Below are 17303 nucleotides of genomic sequence, written 5' to 3' on the forward strand. Positions count from 1 at the left end.
ATGAGAGTATTCCTAAATTACGCACTGCTGCTGTCTATAGTGGCTACTTGGGGCTGTCAGTCTGAACCGGGCATGTCAGAAAAGACTATCCCCGCACTAGCCCTGGAAAAAACAACCCTCAAAGCAGAAGCCGATGGCACAACCTTCCGGGACCTCAACAAAAACGGCAATCTCGACCCCTACGAGGATATTAATGCCCCCATTGAGGAGCGGGTGGAAGACCTGCTTTCTCAAATGACGGTAGAGGAGAAAGCAGGGCTGCTGTTCATGCCCGGCGTGGGCGTCAATGAGGATGGCAGTTTGGAAAAAAGTGACAAAGCGAAAGGCCCGGGCGCCCGCTATCCTGCGGCGATCGAGAATATTGACAACGGCAAGCTGAACCACTTCAATGTCTGGACCATTCCGGAAGACCCCAAAATGATGGCGGTGTGGTACAACAACCTGCAGGCTTACGCCGAAAAATCCCGCCTAGGTATTCCGGTCACCATCGCCTCCGATCCCCGGCACCATTTCAGCAATACCATTTTCTCTATGGCGGCCGATGGCTTTACGCAGTTTTGCGAAACCCCGGGCCTGGCGGCTATCGGCAATGATTCATTGGTGGAGGCTTTCGCCAATATCGTCCGCGAGGAGTATCTGGCGGTGGGGCTGCGGGTGGCTTTACACCCACAAATTGACCTGGCTACGGAGCCCCGATGGTCGCGCATCAGCGGTACCTTTGGAGAGGATGCAGCGTTGAGTGCCCGTATGGTCACGGCTTATATCAAAGGGCTGCAGGGCGAAAGCCTCAATGAGCGGAGCATCGCCTGCATGACGAAGCACTTCCCTGGCGGCGGACCGCAGAAGGAAGGGCTCGACCCCCACTTTGCCATTCAAAAGGGGCAGATTTATCCAGGTGAGAACTTTGACTATCACCTTATCCCCTTTGAGGCGGCTTTCAAAATGAATACGGCTTCCATCATGCCTTACTATGGCATTCCTACCGGGCAGACCGATGAGGATGTGGCCATGGCTTACAACAAAGCCATCATCACCGATCTGCTGCGCAACAAATACCAATACGACGGCGTGGTTTGTACCGATTGGGGCTTGCTGACCGACGTGCCCATGGGACCGGACGTGATCTGGCCGGCCCGAGCCTGGGGCGCTGAGCACTTGTCGGAAGCGGAGCGCGTACAGAAAATTATCGACGCGGGTTGTGATCAGTTCGGGGGAGAAAACTGCCCGGAATTGGTACTGCAACTGGTGGAAGCCGGAAAGCTGAGCGAGGAACGCATCGACGAGTCTGCCCGCCGATTGCTGCGGCAGAAGTTCCAGCTGGGCCTGTTTGATAACCCATTTGTAGACGAAACCCAGGTAGGTGAGCGCATTGGCAAGCCGGACTACCGTAAGCTGGGCGACGTCTCCCAGCAGATGGCGATGACCCTGCTCAAAAACGAGGCAGGCACGCTACCGCTTCAGCCCAATGTGCACAAGGTGTACATTGAAGGCATGGATAGTTCCGTAGTAGCCCGCTATGCAACGGTCGTGGACAGTCCGGAGGAAGCCGACTTTGCCATTCTCCGCCTAAACACGCCCTGGTACCCTGCGGATACGAAGAACCCCTTCGCTCTTTCCTTCCACCATGGCGATCTGAATTTCCAGGGGAAAGAGCAAGCCCGCCTGATGGAGCTGATGGGCAAAGTGCCAACTATTGTTGATATTTACCTTGACCGCCCGGCGGTCATCCCCGACATTGCAGGGGCTTCCAAAGCACTCATTGCGGACTTCGGCGCCAGTGACCAGAATGTATGCGAGGTGCTCTTCGGCAATGCGCGCCCGCAGGGTAAATTGCCTTTCGAGTTACCCTCTTCCATGGAAGCCGTGCGCAATCAGCTGACGGATGTGCCTTACGATAGCGAGGATCCACTGTACAAGTTTGGGTACGGATTGAATTACAAATAAAATGACCATTTTTGAACCTAAACCATCTAAATAGCATGCGCAAGGACTCCCCAAAAAAAGGCATTCTGGACGGCCTCCGTTCCGGAGAAGCTATTCCTATGGCCGACCCTATGTACAGCGAGGTGCGGGATGCCGTCAACCGAACCTTCCAATTACTCGCCCGCCTCAACAGCGCCAGGCATACCGATGAGGTGAGGGCGCTGCTGAGCGAGGTGATCGGGGTGCCCGTGGACGAAAGCACTATCGTCTTCCCGCCCTTCCACACCAACTACGGCCGGAATATCGAGCTGGGCAAGCGGGTATTCATCAACCACGCCTGCAGTTTTCTGGATTTAGGCGGTATCTGCATTGAGGACGATGTGATGATTGGCCCGCGCGTCAACCTTACTTCCGAAAACCATCCGGTGGAGGTGGCTACCCGGAAAACACTGGTACCCGGCCTTGTCCGGATTCAACGCAATGCCTGGATTGGGGCTGGTGCTACCATCCTGCCCGGCGTGACGGTGGGCGAAAATGCAGTGGTGGCTGCCGGGGCAGTTGTCCATCAGGATGTGCCGGCGAATACGGTCTTCGGTGGCGTGCCGGCAAAGCTTATTAAAAAATTAGAACCATGAATTTTACTGAAGCAATTGCACTTTCGTTATGCTTAGCCTTAAGCCTGGGCACTGCAAAGGCCCAAAACCTGTTGACCAACCCACATGCCCGCGCTACCTTAAGTCTCAATGGCGAATGGCAATACATCATAGACCCTTATGAAACAGGCTTCTACGATTACCGCTTCAAGGAAAAGGCGGAACGGGACCCCGGTGCCTACTGGAACAGCGGTGCCGCAGACAGCCGTACCGATTTGCGGGAACACGGCTACGACGATCAGGCGACTCTGCGTGTCCCCGGCGATTGGAACGCCCAGGACCCTAAGTTCCTGTACTACGAGGGGACTGTTTGGTACAAAAAGGACTTTGATTACCAGAAAAAATCGGCTGAAAATCGAGTGTTCCTGTACTTCGGGGCGGTCAACTATCAGGCAGAGGTGTACCTGAACGGAAAGAAACTGGGCCGCCATATCGGCGGGTTTACGCCCTTTCAGTTTGAGATACCTGATTCAGTTTTGCAAGAACAAGACAACCTTTTGGTTGTGAAAGTAGACAACAAGCGATACAAAGATGCCGTGCCAACCGTCAATACCGACTGGTGGAACTACGGCGGCATTACCCGGGACGTGCTCCTGATTGAAACGCCCGGTTTTTTTGTAGAAGATTACTTCCTGCAATTGAAAAACGGCGGCACCAATGCCAGGCCGATAGCCGAAAATGCAGAGGCGGCAGGCTGGGTAGAGTTGAACGGGGCAACAAAAGGAGAAAAGGTCCACATTGCCATTCCGGAGCTGAACCTGGAAAAGACGATTGCCTACGCGGGAGAGCGTACCGCTTTCTCCCTCAGGTTGCCCGAAGTCGAGCTTTGGTCGGATGCCAACCCCAAACGCTATGCGATCAGTATCCGCGCGGGGCAGGACGAGCTCAACGATCAAATTGGCTTTCGTACCATCGCCGTGGAGGGCAAACAGATTTTGCTCAATGGAAAACCCGTTTTTCTGCGCGGTATTTGCCTGCACGAGGAAATGCCGATGGAAGCTCGGCGCGCCTATTCCAAAGAAGATGCCACGACACTGCTTGGATGGGCCGCGGAACTGAACTGCAACTTTGTACGCCTGGCACATTATCCGCACAACGAACATATGGTCCGCACCGCAGACTCTCTGGGTATTTTGCTGTGGTCAGAAATCCCGGTCTACTGGACCATAGACTTTGGCAATCCGGAAGTCCTGGAAAAAGCACAGGCACAGCTTCAGGAAATGATTGCAAGGGACCGCAACCGGCCAAGTATCATTATTTGGTCAGTAGGTAACGAAACGCCGGTTTCGCCCACCCGGACGGCATTCATGAAAGAACTGGTGAAAACGGCACGCGGCCTGGACGACACCCGGCTCATCTCTGCCGCTTTGGAGGTCCACTACAACCGGGACAAGAACACCATTGACGACCCACTGGGAGCTGCTACTGACGTGGTTTCGGTCAACGAGTATCTTGGCTGGTACGTGGGGCTGCCGTCCTATTGCCAAACCGCGCAGTGGGAAACCGTCTACGACAAACCTTTGATCATCAGTGAGACAGGTGCCGGGTCTTTAGGGGGCTTTCATGCAGATTCCCTGACGCGCTGGAGTGAAGAATACCAGGAGTGGTTTTACGAAGAGCAGGTAAAAATGATGAAGCGGATGCCTGACAACTACACCGGCTTTACGCCCTGGATACTAACCGATTTCCGCTCTCCCAAGCGCAACCATCCTGTTTATCAGGAAGGCTGGAACCGCAAGGGGCTGATCAGCAATACCGGGGATAAGAAGAAGGCATTTTATGTGCTGCAGGCTTATTACAATTGGATAGAAGCGCAAGGGCAAAAGTAAAGCCTTGCCCTTTTTCCCTACCTTTGCCTCTCATGACCTACCTGAACCATAGCTTATTGGGTTGTGTGGTGACCATGCTTGCCATGCTGCTGCCCGGTATGGTAAACGTAACGGCTGCCCGCGAATACCTGCGTCGGGGCGCCCGTGCAGCCTGGCGCTTCAACCTTGGTGCTTCAGTCGCTGTGTTTATCCATGCCTATATCGCCATTGTTTTTGCCGGGCTGCTGGCCCGCGAACCGGCCTACCTCAGCTATCTGCGGCAGGGGGCCGTACTGTTGTTTCTGGCGCTAAGTGCTTTTTTCGGCCTGCAGGCTCTGCGGAAGCAAACGATTCAGGCGAGTGAGCAGAAGGGGCAGCCGTTGCTGAAAGGCTTTTTTGTTTCCTTATTCAACCTGGTTAACATCCCGGGCATGTTCGCCCTGACTACCGTATTGCGGGCGCGGGATTTACTCATCTTTGCATCGCCTTACCGGTTTTTCTACGTGGCGGGAACAGCGGTGGGCGCCTTCGCTATGCTGTCGCTTTACACCCTGGCCGCCCGTCGTATTGAACAAACCGGCCCGGCTTTCTACCAAAGGCTGAATGCGGGGCTTAGCGGGCTGTTCCTGCTCCTGGCACTTATGCAGGTGGGGCAAATGTGGGGTTAGCTTTCGTCTAGAACGCCGCTTCCAGCCCAATAACAAATTGCCGGGCAGGCAGGTAATAATCCAACCGGTCAACGCCTGCTACCAGAGGTGTACGTTGTTCCGAAGATAAGGTGCCACCAAAAATGGTCGTTCCCGGGTCTTCCATTACCGGCTCGGGGTCAACTCCGGAGTAGCGGGAGGCGAGTAGAATGTTGCGCGCAGTCAGCGACAGCCTAAGGTGAAGTGCCCGCTTGCCCGTTTTGGGCGTAAAAGTCTTAGCTAGTTGAAAGTGGTCAAGCTTGATAAAGTCCGCTCGCTCCACGTAATAAGAGGAAAACTGATAGGCATTCAGGTTTTCCAGGACTTGGTTACTTTGGAATAAGTTGTAGGCACTTCTGCCGTCTGAGGGGCGGGGCTCAGAGCGCAACCGGTGCATATTGGCCAGGCTATGCCCCAAAGCACCTCGTAGCAGGGCCCGGGCCTCCCAGCTTCTCCATTTTATCCGGTGGGACCACCCCCAGTCCAGGGCGGGCAGCCCGTTGCCTAATGCTGTCAGGTCACTTTCCGGCTGCCCAAACCAATCGGGCTGCCGGTTGATTACCCCATCGCCGTTCAAATCTTCAAAAACCGGAGCGCCTTCTGCATCAACGGTCCCTGTGAACTGAGGGCCTGCCAGCTCGCCCAGCTGTCCGCCATTCTGCATTACGACAACAGGTGTGCCATAAATATTGCCAGGTACAACGAGGAGAGAAGCGGATTCAGCGCCTGTTTCCTGGTATACAGACCGGTAGGTGGTACCCTGCAAGCCTGTACTGTAGGCAAAACCGGGGCGCTCCCAAAGGGTAAGCTGCAGGCTGAGGTCCAGCCCTGTCGTTCGAAAAGCGTTTTGATTAGTGTATGGGGTGTTAAAAACAAAGCTGCTGCTGATCCAGTCGCTGACCGTCCGGGTATACCAGTCGATTTGGGCCCTTAGCTTGCCGGCCTGCAGGGTCAGCCCGATATTGAATTCCTGCTTTTGCTCCCAGCCCAAATCAGGGTTGGCGGCATGAATAACGGTGGTGTCTACAAAACCATTAGGGTAGGCCGTAGTCCGAATGCGTTGTTGCGACAAGCCCGCTTCGTCCGGCAGGGCGCCGGTAACGCCAAAGCTGGCGCGTACCAGGAGTTGTTCCAGGCCTGACGCAGTCGGGCTTTTAATCAATTCGTATCCAGCCCCTACTGCCGGGAACAACCCCCAGTTGTTGTCGTTGCCCAACTTGCTCGACCCTTCATACCGCAATGAGGCATAAGTGTGCAGGCGGTCCTTTACCGTCAGGTGCATCTGCCCGAAGAATGCAGATACTTTCTCTGACCAGCCACTACTGACCGTATCCGAGCGGTAGGTGCCCTCCGCCCAGTCTCCGTAGCCGCTGATTTCCTTGTTAGACAACAGGCCGGCATCTGTGAATCCGAAGAGCTGCAATTGGTCAAACGTGCGGGCAGTATTGGAGTATGACGTTCCACCGGTGAGGCGCAGTGCCAACTTATCGGTGTGTTGCTGGTAATGCACAAAGACTTCGTAAAGCGATAGCGCCGCACTTTCATCGGTCAGGTCGGCCCGCCCGCGCCTTTCCTCGTAGGGGCTGTAGGCGCTGCCGCGAAATTGAGACTGAGGGCTGTAGAAGGCCCGTTGGTTATTGAATTGGTCCTGATAGGCATAGCGGGCTTGCACCGACAAGCGGTCGCTGAACCGGTATTGAGCAAGGGCGGAGGCTTGCAGGACTTCAACTAATCCCATATTTGAGTTCTGTTCCACGATAGCTTTAGGGTTGAAGGAATCAAATAGCCCGGGCGTTTCAAAATAGCCCCCAAACAGGTCCGTATTGTAGGGGAAGGGAGCGTTGGCAGCATCGAGCGGGATTGTCGGGTTGAAGGCAGCTGCGTAGCGGAAGGCTTCCGGGAATCCCAGTTGGCTGTTGCGGTGGGTATAGGCCGCATTGACTTTGACATCCAGGGCATCCTTCAGGAAAGACCGGTTGAGGTAAGCGCGCAGGTTGGCTTGTTCGAAACCGGAATGCCGTAGCACTCCTTCAATATTCCTGAAATTCCCGGAAATCCGGAATTGGGTTCCACGCTTGAGTCCGCTAATGGACAGGTTGTGTGCCTGACTGTAGCCATCGCGTTGCACTTCGTCCAGCCAGTTGGTAGAGCTGCCGAAATCCCAGTGCCCGGCTTGCCGGAAAGTAGCCGCATCCATGCTCGGGAAGCCCTCATAGGGGGTGGATAACGCAAGCTGCCCGGTATAATTTACGGTAAGGGTATCCTGCCGGAATGCGCTGCCCCTGGTCTGCACCAGGATGACACCATTGGATGCACGTATGCCGTAAAGCGCTTGTGCCGCTCCATCCCGAAGCACCGTCACGGAGGCAATATCCTCCGGATCAAGACTATACCAGGAAGCTCCTGCAATGCCATCTACCACCAGCAAAGGCTGCTGCTGTGAGTAGGAAGACAATCCTCTGATCCGAAAGAGCGGCAATGCATTAGGGTTGCCGCCCCGGTTGTAAATCTGAACGCCCGGTAATTGCCCCTGTAGCCGTTCAGCCGGGTCTGAAAGGAGCCCCTGATTGAAGCTTGCTGTGTCAGCAGTAGCCGTTGCCGTGACCTGTCCCAGCGTTTGGCCAACCGTGTATCCCCATACGTTGTTGGTGACTTTTTGCGCCGGCCCGGCAACCTGAGCACGAAGGCTTAAAGTGCATAAGAAAAAGGCAAACACTATATACGCTGATGTACGGAAGTGTATGTTGTTGGGGATATAGGAAAACATAAGGTTGTGTTTTTTCTCAATTCAATATACGGTGTTTGAGTTACTTGAATCTACGTGATCGATGGTCATGGTGCAGCCTTATTTGAAGATCGTGCTCAGCTCCGCTTTCATAGCTGACCTCCTGGGGTAACGGGCTAACAGCATGGATGCCAGTTCTTCGATGGTCTGCTGGCTGTTTACAATATCCGCCTTTACTTTGAGGAGTAGCACCGCCAGGTCTCGGTACTCCTTCCGGTTGCTGACCTGATTGCCTATTAATTTACGTACGGCTTTCTTATAATTCGTCCGGATGTCGGTAGCACGGCCTGAGTCCGCAAAGTACAGCATGAAGCGGTTTTTGAATTCCCAGTCTTGCTCAATCAGGTGTTTTACAAAGGCGCGGAGTTCTTCATTGGTTAGACGTTCCAGCTGGTCTGAAGCGTTCAGCGCAGCTCGCGGCGAGTTTTCAGTGACAGCCCCCTGTCCTGCATCCAAAGCAGCTTTGATGCCATACAACATGGCTACCTGATGCTTGCAGACCGGGCCGTAATCATAGGGGCAGTCGCAGTGCATGGCGTCAATGTTTGTACCTGTCATTTGAACCGATACCTCATATTCTGCACTTCCAAATACAATGGCATGCCAGTGCCCTTCACCAATCTGCTGCAGGTCTTTCACTGCACCGTGGTGGAAATAGGTCCATCCTCTTTCTTTGATATGAGAGGAAACGGAAAATTCAAAGTCTTCTAAACTAAGCATAAGTAATTTTTATCAGGTCTTTCATGTGCTTACCGCACGCCCGCTTCCAGTAAAATGATGGCCCGCTCTGATGCATTCATCCGCGCTCGTACGCCCACCGGGAAAGTACATTGATGGTCGATGTGCCCAAACGGAAAACCATAAGCGGTTGGGGTGGAAGTAGGCCGTAGTTGTTCCTTCAGGGTTTCGGACAAGGTCAGCGAATCACTGCCTTCCGCTTTGGCGCAATCAGCAAATACCCCCAAAGCGATCCCGTTGGCGGCTTTCAGGGGCCAGGCCTGCCGGAGTTGGGTGAGCATGCGGTCCACCCGGTAGGGCGCCTCCCCAACATCTTCCATAAACACAATAGCGCCGGTTGGGTCAGGTAAATAGCCGGTGCCTGCCATAGCTGCCAGCAGGGACAGATTACCGCCCATCAGCACGCCCTCCGCCTGCCCTTCGCGGATGACCTCGGGCTGATAGAGGGGATCATCAGAAGCTTCATTGCCTTCGGATAATGGGATAGGGTAGGGGGCGGCCCCTTCCATCAGTACGGCTCGCACCTGCGCTTCGGTGTAGCCCGAAAATTCGGAAGCGCCCACCGGGCCATGGAAGGTGACCAGGCCCGTCTTGTGGTAAATGGCGTTGAGCAGCGCCGTAATGTCACTGTAACCGATCAGTATCTTGGGGTTTTTGCGGATGAGCTCGTAGTCAATCTGAGGCAGCAGACGGGTGCAGCCATAGCCGCCTCTGGCACACCACACGGCATCAACGGAGCGGTCCGAAAACATCATGTGCAGGTCATCCAGGCGTTGCTGATCGGTGCCGGCTACAAAGCCGTGCTTCGCGCGGATGTTTTTGCCCATTTTTACCTTCAGCCCGAGCTGAAGCATATTGGAAACCGCCTTGTCCAGCGATTCGTCACTGATGTAGCTGCCGGGGGTAATGAATCCGACAGTGTCGCCCGGGCGCAGGCTTTTAGGGAGTATGCGCTTGGTGTGCGGGGCCATAAAAGTGGGGCTGCCCGCAAGCAGCGGAAGGGCCAGGGCTTTCCGGGAAAAGGATCTGCGGTTCATCGTTTTGGTCAAAAAGATAGGCTTATTCCGGCAAAATCCAATCGGATGGTGCCCAAAACGACCATTTCAACTGCGTAAGGTCCTGCTCGGGATCGATGTAGTCGTGGTAGTCGCGGTAGTTGAGCTTGCAGCGAATGTTGGCATAAACAGCGACTTCCTGACCTTCTGCCTCAAATTCTTTTTCCAGGAAGTGGGCAAACTGCAGGATCATATCCGGATGGGTGTATAGCTTGCGCTCCTGCCGCTCTGAGAGGTAGTCTCTGGGGCGGACAATCGTTTCTTCTCCGGTATCCTGATTGACAACCTTGAACTTTCCAAAACCAATTTTAGAACGGAGCATCATTCGCCACGAGTATCGGTGCCCTTCCTCCGTCCAGGCCACATCGCCAGGGTAGAGGTGGTGGCGCAGGGGCAATAGCAAATGGACAGCCATCAGTACGCCAAGCCCGCTGAGGATAACGGTGCGGTTGCGGGGAGCGGCTTGCCACAACGGTATCTTTTCAGTGCTGGTTTGCATCCTCGAAATCCAAGCCCTTTGTTGTTTTTTCAGCCAGTCCCACCGGTCGGCCAGCCAACGCATGAAGCGGCGCGGGAAATCCGGCGCAAAATAGAGGGCGGTCAGGGTAACGGAGAGGAAAGGGAAAATACCGATACTAAACACCAGCAGGTTCATAAAATGAAAAAACAGGACGGCTGCAAACGCCCATGGGCGGGTCTTTCGAAAAACCAGGAAAAAGACCACGAATAAGTCCAGCAACAGTCCCCCATAAGCCATAAAGTAGGCCATCCACTCCTGTTCCAGCAAAAAACCGATTAAAGGATGGTCGGCCCGGTACCCAATCCACTGCTTCAGGGGGATGGCATGGAGCCAGTCGCTGTTGAGCTTGGCAATGCCGCCAAAAAAGTACACTACGCCCATGAGAAACTGCGGGATAAAAAGGCACCAGTAGGGGACCGTATCAGACCTGAGGTCCGGGTTCTTTTTGACATCCAGCGACAGCTGCCGGTCCACGGGCAGGAAAATCATCAGAAAACTGATCCAGCAAAAGAGGTAACCGTGATTAAGGTAATGGGCTTTCTCCAGAAAATAGGTGTAGGTAAACCCAAAGGCAAAAAGGGTGGCTGAAATGCGGTACCACTTGCCCAGCATGACCAGAATCGCGCAGGCACAAATACTGAGGAGGAGTACAGACATGAATGGCTCCGGCAATGGCTGTACCCATTCAAAACCGTAATACTTAAATTGAAATCCTTCCGTATCAAAAGCGCCTTTCATCATGTGGTAGTAAATCCAGGTGCCGAAGACATCCGCAAACCCCAGTATGCCAAATATGATACGGAGTAGAATGAGGGAAGCAATGTCTACAGGTTGGAACAGGCGCTGCATGGGATGTCGGGTTGAACAACCCTAAAGATAGACAATTCCCGACGCATCAAGTCTAATGAAGATGGCAGCCTAGAAAAAAGCGATAAAGCGAAACGAGCAACCCGGCATCCTGTAACAGTGAGTCTGACAATAGTTTATCTAAGGGTCCAGCGAAAAAGAACTTCCCCATTTGATACGGCTATTTTCACCCCAGCCTTCGTTGCTCATCACTTACGTAGCTAGTGCGACTAGACCGAATTACTTGCTAGTTTTTTTGCCCCTGAAGCCCTTGCAAATGCTGAACTTTAAAGGGTCAGGCATTTGCGACATGAACCACTAGGCTATGCTCGTTCTTCGCGCCTTGTCTGGTGCAAAAATAGCTCGCCTGAAATGAAGACCTTATTTTCCGCTGAACCCTAAGTGTATGTTTGGAGGTGCACTTCGGCTGATAACCAAAGCCTTGTGAATCCCGGTCAAACCGGGACGTCATGGAAAAATACTTATTTGACCCTGACGATAAATGTCTGGATGTAAACACCCGCCAAACGCGCATTTTTCCATTTAGCCATAACCACAACTCTTTGATTATCAACTCTCGTTTGCTCCAAACATACACTAAGTGGATACTCTAATTAAAGTAATAGCGCAAGTGTCTAAAGTTGTAGCGTCGCTGCCCAGGGTTTGCCAAATTACCAGCCCCGTTGATTTTTCCTCACCTTCCGGAAAAAACAATTTCATCTTCCCTACCGTACCGGGGTGATAAGATTGGCATTCCGGATGCTCTCCCTGATGGAAAACATTGTATAGGCTCAGGTTGACCTCCTCACCGCCTTCCTGCTTTATGGCATATCCTGTCTCATGGCCATAATAGCCTGATTGGTCATAGCGCCCTGTAAACTGCCCTTCATCGGTAGATCCTTCGATAATTGGAAACTTTAGGGCAAAAGTATCCGGGGTGTTATTGGTTAGCGCGGTGCACTTGCAATCGCTGGTGGCGTAAAAGACTATTTCTTTGCCCTTGGATACAGTAATGCAAATACCGGTTTGAGTGCGGTAATCGTTGTTACCCTCTTCCGGCAGGTCGCCAATAAGAACATAAGGCTCCGGGCACCCACATTCTCCATCAGTGTAGTAAAAATAGCCGCCTCCACATGGCCTCCCATCGGGTACTAAGGCGGCTCCATCTTCTTTATTTTTGTCGCAGGCAAGCAGCAGGCTTGTTGCCAGAAGTATCAGCGTAAGTTGATTGATTGGTTTCATTCTATAGTTATTTAAGTAGGCCAGCGACCCTCCGGTCGCTGGCTGTCATTCAAAATTTTGATTTTGACTCCTTAGTAACCAGCTCCGAAGAATAGCTTTTGAGTGGTAGCGCTATTGCCATTATGGTAGCGGACCAGATAAATTCCGGTGGGATATCCTGAGTTAGATATACGTTCCCGCAAAAAAGCTTCTATTTCTCCAAAGTTATTAAAACCTTGATTGTTGAATTGCCGTAGCACTCTGCCCTGTATATCCAGCAAAGCAACCTCGGTGATGGAATTATGACCAAAGCTTACCAAACCGTTGGAATCATGGCTTCTCTCTATCACAGGCACGCTGCACTCTGGTCTTTCAGTCGGCACGGAACAGGTGCCAAACTCTCCATTGCTGATGTCGCCATCAGGAGTTGAAAAAAGCGTGCAGCCTGGAAAAGTCATAAGAGAGCCATTTAGAAACTCCTCCAGCGTTGATTGCAGATTAATCTGCTCACCTGACCCTCCGGGCATTAGTGTCGAACCGGCGTAAGATGCGCCCCAGTCGCTACAGCAAGATACATTTGGCTCTTCCGTACTCCCCGGAAAAGTCTGTACAGTCATGGCGAAGCTGCTTTGTATTCGGGCTTCTGATTGCCAGCTGCGTTGACCTTCAGCTCTCACAATACCACTGGTTCTTATGTTAAACCAAAGCTCCTCATTTGGGTGTAAAGTAAAATCCTCCTTGCCATCCACACCATAGAATCTGGTGTCAGTGTCACAAGGCATATCAAGGAATCGCTCAGTCGTAATCCAATTGGAAATTGATGCAATCAAATCAGGTAACTCTGTATCAGAATTGATAATATCTCCAACTTCCCCATCTCCCGATATGAAATTTTCAATATCTCCTAGCGTTACGTTTCCAAACAAATCTTCCATTACAGCATTGAAAGCCTCTTGCCATTCAGGATTTAACTCAGTGCCACATTCTGCTCCAAATGCCCAGCGGTTAAAGTCCATAATCACCGTTTCATTATCGGAGCCAGCGTTGTCGCCTGCCTGTCGGGTTTCCTTGGTTACGATAACAAAATCTTCGGCATAGGCAGCCGCTTGGCGCCTTCTGTTACAACTAAAGGCACTGCTGCGAAGACGCTCTGCCCGTGCTGTAAGAGCATTTCTGTACTCGTAATCGAATAGTATTTTCTTGCGGCAGTCACACCGCTCAGGTAACTGGTTTCCATTATTACATAGTAAGGATACTGCTATCCTGCCATAGCTGCCTGCTTCTCCCAGCAATTCTACATCCTCAGCCTCATCAATGTCAGGCCGTGCGTCGCCTTGGTGATTGGCAGACATGGAATGCTCCTGATCGCAGTCGGCTTTCCATCCACTTGTGTATACAAAAACTTCCTTTGCAGCACCTTTGACTTGGTACCAATGGAATTTATTGACATTAGTTGCTTCTGAATAGTTGTCACCATTATTGTTAGTTACAGGCACAAAGAACTCTTGACCAGTTAATTCTGTAGTTCCAGCTGTCGGGCTCGCAGATGCAGAAAGCTTAACAAACGAACACTCACATTCGTCTTTTCTTGACTGGGGCTTTTCAAAGGCAGTAGGGATCAAGTCACTTTCCACGGGAGTAGAATAGCGGTCTCCCTGCATGATATATTGTTGATAAAAATTTAGCTTTTCAAAAGGGTGTATTTCTATGTTCGATTCGCTATTCATAAATTCGTGAAGCGCAAGAGCGTTAGAAGTGTCTTGAGCAGCAAAGGATGACGCTAGCAGAAACATTTCTTCCGAAAATACTTCTGTGATTCCCTCTTTGTGGGAATGAAGCTGATCATCTGTATAGAACGTTAAAAATGGTACGATCTCACCGCAACTGTTGGAGCCGCTAAGGATATAATTTTTGTCAAAAGGTAAATTTCTAATAGTTATAGCTCCGTCACCAGACAGCGGAATAGCTACAGGTTGATCCTCGGAGCCATCAAGGCTTAGAAAAACAGTATTTACTTGAAGGTCAGACAGCTGCACGTAAATGGAAAAGCCTTCTTGATAAAGGACAGGCACAACCTTCCTGACGCCAAGAGAATAGCAGTTTAAAGCCTGCTCCTCAATCCTAAGCATCAATGAGTCGAATCTTTCAGCCATACCGAGGCTGTCAACCTCATACCCCAGACTATCAAAGGGCTCAGTCTGAGAATTTGCATGGTAAGGGCATAATGCAATGACAAAAGAGCAAATAAAAAATACTTTTACTGTTTCCTTAAACGGTGAGGACTTATAATTTAGCATAGCGGTCCAGTGGTCCAGTGGTCCAGCGGTCCAGCGGTCTAGTGATCCAAAATAGATTAGTGTTATCCATAAAAGATGAATTTGAAATAAGAAATTTGAATAATAAACCAAAGCTCGACTAAACCGCGAACAAATGAAAGACCCCAGTATTGAACCAATTTGAATTAATTGGAAATCATTGGAAAATATCAGAAACGCCAGGTATCTGTTATCCCTCTTGCACGGCAATAAGCCAAGACCTTTGGTTTAATCTTTCTCGCCTCAGCTTCCTGTAAGCAGGTTGGGATGCCCAGATGAGCATAAATCTCGATTTGCTTGGCGATACTGATCAACTGCCGGGCAGGCAGCTCAATACCTATAGCTTTTAAGCGATTGGAAAGTGTACGGGTAGAAAAGCCATAAAGCTGAGCTAGCTGGATTCTGGTTTTTGGAGTCATAGCGAACGCGTTTGATGCTCAAACTAAAATAATGGTTATTGTTGACATATGCAAGTTTCAGGTATGGGGTCTGATGTATGTGCTGCAGGCTTATTACAATTAGATAGACGAGCAAGGGCAAAAGTAAAGTCATTCCCTTTTTCTCTACCTTTGCTTCCCATGACCTGCCTGACACATAGCTTACTGGATTGTGTGGTGACCATGCTCACCATGCTGCTGCCCGATGGTAAACGTAACTGCTGCCTGCGAATAACTGAGGCGGGGCGCCAGTGCAGCATTGCGCTTCAACCTCGGTGCTTCTGTAGCCGTGTTTATCCATGCCTATATCGCCATTGTATTTGCCGGGCTGCCTCAACTATCTGCGGCAGGGGGCCATACTGCTGTTTCTGGCGCTAAGGGCTTTTTTCGGACTGTAGGCTTTACGAAAGCAAACGATTCAGGCGAGTGAGCAAAAAGGGCAGCCGTTGCTGAAAGGCTTTTTTGTTTCGTTCTTCAATCTGGTTAACATCCCGGGCATGTTCGCCCAGACTACTGTGGTGGGGGCGCTTAACATCGAGCGACAGCTGCCGGTCGGCAGGGAGGAAAATCATTAGAAAAGCGATCCAGCAGAAGAGGTAGCCATGGTTGAGATAGTGGGCCTTTTCCAGGAAATAGGTGTACGTGAAGCCAAAGGCAAGCAGCGTCGCCGAGATGCGGTACCACTTGCCCAGCATGACCAGAATCGCGCAGGCACAAATACTGAGGAGGAGTACAGACATGAATGGCTCCGGCAATGGCTGTACCCATTCAAAACCGTAATACTTAAATTGAAATCCTTCCGTATCAAAAGCGCCTTTCATCATGTGGTAGTAAATCCAGGTGCCGAATACATCCGCAAAGCCCAGTATGCCAAATACGATGCGGAGCAGAATGAGGGAAGCAATGTCTACGGGTTGGAACAGGCGCTGCATGGAAGTCGGGTTGTCTGTCCTTAAAGATAGGATTTTCGGGCCGGGGCAAGTAACTCCAGGGTAAAAATGTCTCAAAACTGGTCAGCTGGTTTTCTTATTTTCGCACTCAAATCAGAAACTTATGCTTCGTTCACTTCTTCTCTTGTTTTTCAGTGCTCATTTTGCCTTAACGGCTTTCGCCCAGAAAAAGGACAATGTCCCGGCGGCCCACCCCTACGTTATCCTGATCTCCTGCGACGGCTACCGGTGGGATTATACCGCCCGCTTCCGACCGCCAAATATTACCAAATTGATAGCAGAGGGCGTGCAGGCGTACTCCATGATCCCAAGTTTCCCTTCCAAGACCTTCCCGAACCACTACGCCATTGCCACCGGGCTGCTACCGGAGCACAACGGCCTGGTCGATAACACCTTTTACGACCCGGAAAGAGCGCAGCTCTACCGCATCAGTAACCGGGATGCCGTGGAAGATGGCAGCTGGTACAACGGAACGCCTCTTTGGGTGAATGCAGCGCAAAACGGGATGAAGGCTGCCAGCTTTTTCTTTGTGGGCTCGGAAGCCGATATTCAGGGCGTGCGGCCGAGTTACTATTATCCCTACGACGGTAGTGTGCCCAATGAAGACCGGGTACAGCAGGTCCTCGACTGGCTGGAGTTGCCGGAAGCAGAGCGACCGCATATGATCACCCTCTACTTCTCGGATATGGACGATGCCGGCCACCGCCACGGGCCTTCCGACGATGAAGCCATTCGCGCTGCACTGATGAAGCTGGACTGGGCATTGGGCAAGTTGTTTGACGGTGTGGAAGCCTCGGGGCTACCCGTGAATATCATTATGGTTTCCGATCATGGCATGATTGATGTCGGCCCTGAGAAACTGGTCAACATCGATCCCCTGCTGCAAGACAGCCGCTACCGGGTAGCCAACAACGGAGCCCTGGCGCATATCTACCTGGAGGACGGTGCCGATCCGGAAGAAGCTTTAGCCTTTATGAAGGAAAAATCAGAGGGGCTGCCGCTGAAAGTATATCCCACTGCTGAATTCCCACACTACAGCGATAAATCTGACCCCCGCCTTGGCGATTTTATCCTCTACCCGGAGTATGGCTACTACCTGGCCAACAGCCGCCGTATTCAGTTGGTCAAAAGCGGGAAATTTTCTCAGGGCGGCGAGCACGGCTTCCACCCGGAGTTTCCGGAAATGCACGCTATTTTTTATGCCAAAGGCCCGGCATTTCGGCAGGGGCTTACCATACCTTCATTCCGTAATGTGCATGTCTATCCTCTGGTTTGTGAAATCCTGGGCTTGCCGGTGCCGAAAGGTATTGACGGGCAGTTAGAAGTCCTGCAAAGCACACTAAAGTCTAAAGTAGGTAAATAAAAA

At 51.8% G+C, this 17303-nt stretch carries 13 protein-coding genes; 5 read left to right on the top strand and 8 right to left on the bottom strand.

The window, feature by feature from the left end; translation table 11 throughout:
• Genes IX84_RS13045 through IX84_RS13060 form a run of 4 tightly spaced genes read left to right on the top strand, consistent with a single transcriptional unit; the run spans position 1 to position 5052 of the window.
• On the top strand, positions 1 to 1944 hold the full coding sequence (locus tag IX84_RS13045; RefSeq protein WP_081968743.1) for a glycoside hydrolase family 3 protein: 1944 nt from the start codon (positions 1 to 3) through the stop codon (positions 1942 to 1944).
• A gap of 35 nt (positions 1945 to 1979) precedes the next feature.
• Positions 1980 to 2558 carry a DapH/DapD/GlmU-related protein gene (locus tag IX84_RS34430; protein WP_044221307.1) on the top strand — a complete coding sequence of 193 codons (579 nt, stop codon included), beginning with the start codon at positions 1980 to 1982 and terminating at the stop codon, positions 2556 to 2558.
• The gene (locus IX84_RS13055; RefSeq protein WP_044221312.1) at positions 2555 to 4405 is read left to right on the top strand and encodes a glycoside hydrolase family 2 protein; all 1851 of its coding nucleotides are present in this window, start codon (positions 2555 to 2557) and stop codon (positions 4403 to 4405) included. Before IX84_RS34430 ends, IX84_RS13055 begins: the two co-directional genes overlap by 4 nt.
• 32 nt (positions 4406 to 4437) lie before the next feature.
• On the top strand, positions 4438 to 5052 hold the full coding sequence (locus tag IX84_RS13060) for a hypothetical protein (RefSeq protein WP_044221315.1): 615 nt from the start codon (positions 4438 to 4440) through the stop codon (positions 5050 to 5052).
• A 7-nt stretch (positions 5053 to 5059) separates the two neighbouring features.
• Here IX84_RS13060 and IX84_RS13065 read toward each other — a convergent pair whose 3' ends face one another.
• From IX84_RS13065 to IX84_RS13100, 8 genes are all read right to left on the bottom strand, one after another.
• Entirely contained in the window at positions 5060 to 7837 is a 2778-nt protein-coding gene (locus IX84_RS13065; RefSeq protein WP_044221317.1) for a TonB-dependent receptor domain-containing protein, read from the bottom strand.
• Positions 7838 to 7915: 78 nt separating this feature from the next.
• The gene (locus IX84_RS13070) at positions 7916 to 8575 is read right to left on the bottom strand and encodes an SWIM zinc finger family protein (protein WP_044221319.1); all 660 of its coding nucleotides are present in this window, start codon (positions 8573 to 8575) and stop codon (positions 7916 to 7918) included.
• A gap of 29 nt (positions 8576 to 8604) precedes the next feature.
• Positions 8605 to 9630: a S66 peptidase family protein gene (locus IX84_RS13075; protein WP_044221321.1), complete on the bottom strand. Its 1026-nt coding sequence runs from the start codon at positions 9628 to 9630 to the stop codon at positions 8605 to 8607.
• A gap of 22 nt (positions 9631 to 9652) precedes the next feature.
• A complete protein-coding gene (locus tag IX84_RS13080) occupies positions 9653 to 11017 on the bottom strand; it encodes an HTTM domain-containing protein (RefSeq protein ID WP_044221323.1) in 1365 nt (454 codons plus the stop codon).
• Positions 11018 to 11611: 594 nt separating this feature from the next.
• Positions 11612 to 12256 (bottom strand): hypothetical protein, encoded by a 645-nt coding sequence (locus tag IX84_RS13085; RefSeq protein ID WP_044221325.1) that lies wholly within the window; start codon positions 12254 to 12256, stop codon positions 11612 to 11614.
• Positions 12257 to 12327: 71 nt separating this feature from the next.
• Positions 12328 to 14532 carry a T9SS type A sorting domain-containing protein gene (locus IX84_RS13090; protein ID WP_152605037.1) on the bottom strand — a complete coding sequence of 735 codons (2205 nt, stop codon included), beginning with the start codon at positions 14530 to 14532 and terminating at the stop codon, positions 12328 to 12330.
• Positions 14533 to 14720: 188 nt separating this feature from the next.
• Positions 14721 to 14969: a hypothetical protein gene (locus tag IX84_RS13095; protein WP_044221329.1), complete on the bottom strand. Its 249-nt coding sequence runs from the start codon at positions 14967 to 14969 to the stop codon at positions 14721 to 14723.
• Positions 14970 to 15388: 419 nt separating this feature from the next.
• The gene (locus IX84_RS13100) at positions 15389 to 15919 is read right to left on the bottom strand and encodes an HTTM domain-containing protein (RefSeq protein ID WP_044221331.1); all 531 of its coding nucleotides are present in this window, start codon (positions 15917 to 15919) and stop codon (positions 15389 to 15391) included.
• A gap of 121 nt (positions 15920 to 16040) precedes the next feature.
• On the opposite strand from IX84_RS13100, the gene IX84_RS13105 reads away from it, so the two are divergent.
• Entirely contained in the window at positions 16041 to 17300 is a 1260-nt protein-coding gene (locus tag IX84_RS13105; RefSeq protein WP_044221332.1) for an alkaline phosphatase family protein, read from the top strand.
• Positions 17301 to 17303: the final 3 nt, after the last annotated feature.

This window comes from Phaeodactylibacter xiamenensis (assembly GCF_000759025.1).
GTDB lineage: Bacteria > Bacteroidota > Bacteroidia > Chitinophagales > Saprospiraceae > Phaeodactylibacter > Phaeodactylibacter xiamenensis.

Excerpts from the sequence above, each read along its gene's own strand:
- IX84_RS13045 (WP_081968743.1), top strand. The coding sequence starts at position 1 with ATGAGAGTATTCCTAAATTACGCACTGCTGCTGTCTATAGTGGCTACT.
- IX84_RS34430 (WP_044221307.1), top strand. The coding sequence starts at position 1,980 with ATGCGCAAGGACTCCCCAAAAAAAGGCATTCTGGACGGCCTCCGTTCC.
- IX84_RS13055 (WP_044221312.1), top strand. The coding sequence starts at position 2,555 with ATGAATTTTACTGAAGCAATTGCACTTTCGTTATGCTTAGCCTTAAGC.
- IX84_RS13060 (WP_044221315.1), top strand. The coding sequence starts at position 4,438 with ATGACCTACCTGAACCATAGCTTATTGGGTTGTGTGGTGACCATGCTT.
- IX84_RS13065 (WP_044221317.1), bottom strand. The coding sequence starts at position 7,837 with ATGTTTTCCTATATCCCCAACAACATACACTTCCGTACATCAGCGTAT.
- IX84_RS13070 (WP_044221319.1), bottom strand. The coding sequence starts at position 8,575 with ATGCTTAGTTTAGAAGACTTTGAATTTTCCGTTTCCTCTCATATCAAA.
- IX84_RS13075 (WP_044221321.1), bottom strand. The coding sequence starts at position 9,630 with ATGAACCGCAGATCCTTTTCCCGGAAAGCCCTGGCCCTTCCGCTGCTT.
- IX84_RS13080 (WP_044221323.1), bottom strand. The coding sequence starts at position 11,017 with ATGCAGCGCCTGTTCCAACCTGTAGACATTGCTTCCCTCATTCTACTC.
- IX84_RS13085 (WP_044221325.1), bottom strand. The coding sequence starts at position 12,256 with ATGAAACCAATCAATCAACTTACGCTGATACTTCTGGCAACAAGCCTG.
- IX84_RS13090 (WP_152605037.1), bottom strand. The coding sequence starts at position 14,532 with ATGCTAAATTATAAGTCCTCACCGTTTAAGGAAACAGTAAAAGTATTT.
- IX84_RS13095 (WP_044221329.1), bottom strand. The coding sequence starts at position 14,969 with ATGACTCCAAAAACCAGAATCCAGCTAGCTCAGCTTTATGGCTTTTCT.
- IX84_RS13100 (WP_044221331.1), bottom strand. The coding sequence starts at position 15,919 with ATGCAGCGCCTGTTCCAACCCGTAGACATTGCTTCCCTCATTCTGCTC.
- IX84_RS13105 (WP_044221332.1), top strand. The coding sequence starts at position 16,041 with ATGCTTCGTTCACTTCTTCTCTTGTTTTTCAGTGCTCATTTTGCCTTA.